Consider the following 1,237-nt stretch of genomic DNA (forward strand, 5'->3'; position numbering starts at 1 on the left):
CTAAGTGCATGATCACCGATGAACTGGCGTCTGCATATTTTGCATTGGTAATTTTGTTTACCATCCACTTTTGAGCCATTTTTCTTTATACTGTCGCTCAGGCAGGTAGGACATTTGATGTGTAGAGTGATTTGCATTTGCCTATGTTATCAAAGTTCTAACTGTCTTTTTAAGCAGCATACTTTTTGATACACCACCTAGGAATTATATAGTGAACGATAAAAAAACCGAAGTACCAGGTATATTAGGACTTTTTGGTGTATTAGGAATGTTTACCTATTGGCCAATTATTATCTATATTGTGTCTATGCGAAGTAAGGGAATTTATATCGTTCATGATGTTAGTAAGTTTAACTTATATGCTGTAATTGTCTCAGTTATTTTGGTAAAAATGCTTAGAGTATTTTCTGATAAATTGGAAGCACATAATCAAATTCTTTGTAGAAATATTGGTGAAAGTTTAATTAATTTTTTAGCAGGTATTGTAGCAGCAGCGGCTGTTTCAATTTTTGCTTTTGTTCTGCCAAGTTTAGTGCATAAATAGTTTGAGCAACTATTAATTGGTTGAAAGTATCGATCGTTTATCTCGTCTCTCACAAGATGACTTTGAAATACTCAAACAAAAAATAAAAGATAAAGGTTTGAAACTAATAGTTGCCGACTTACCAACAACTCATCATTTAATTCAAGAAGGTATAACAGGCGATATCTTATATGTCATTAATGCGATGTTAATTGATTTACTGGCCACAATGGCAAGATTAGATAATAAAAAGAGGACAGAACGTATTAAACAAGGGTTGCTACGCTCAGGTTACAAACCTAAAGGTAAAGCACCCAATAAAGCAAAACATACACGAATTAAACAACTTTTAGCTTTAGACACGATGACCAAAGAAGAAATTTCAAAAGCTGTTGGTGTAGGCATTGCGACAGTTTATCGGGTTGCGAAGCTTAAAGAATAGTTGTGATATATGTCACATTTAATATTATTATTCGTTAATTATTTGACTTATTTTAATTCAAGTGTTTGATTTGTAACCAGACAAATCTGTATCTTTATATATAAAAAAAGAATTAATATAGCTAGGTTTTGTAATTATAAGTTGTTTTAATACAGTTACTTGATTGTATTAATGAGGCTAATAACATCAATATCTCATAGTTTTTACTTATATAATAAAAGTATTTTTATAAATCGCTCTTTTTATACACAATGGCCTTAGTCAATAGATAT

Annotated in this window: 2 protein-coding genes and 1 pseudogene; 2 read left to right on the forward strand and 1 reads right to left on the reverse strand. The window is 31.0% G+C overall.

What is annotated here, in order from left to right; genetic code table 11:
- On the reverse strand, positions 1-137 hold a 137-nt coding region (locus I2F23_RS13810; protein ID WP_195773114.1), incomplete at its 3' end, for an IS1 family transposase.
- 74 nt (positions 138-211) lie between these two features.
- Between I2F23_RS13810 and I2F23_RS13815 the strand changes: the two genes are divergently transcribed.
- Both I2F23_RS13815 and I2F23_RS13820 read left to right on the forward strand, forming a co-directional pair.
- A complete protein-coding gene (locus I2F23_RS13815; protein WP_195773137.1) occupies positions 212-544 on the forward strand; it encodes a hypothetical protein in 333 nt (110 codons plus the stop codon).
- Between the two features lie 16 nt (positions 545-560).
- A pseudogene (locus tag I2F23_RS13820) lies at positions 561-965 on the forward strand (recombinase family protein); the annotation flags it as partial.
- Positions 966-1,237 lie beyond the last annotated feature (272 nt).

Origin of the sequence: Acinetobacter pollinis, assembly GCF_015627175.1 — a bacterium.
GTDB lineage: Bacteria > Pseudomonadota > Gammaproteobacteria > Pseudomonadales > Moraxellaceae > Acinetobacter > Acinetobacter pollinis.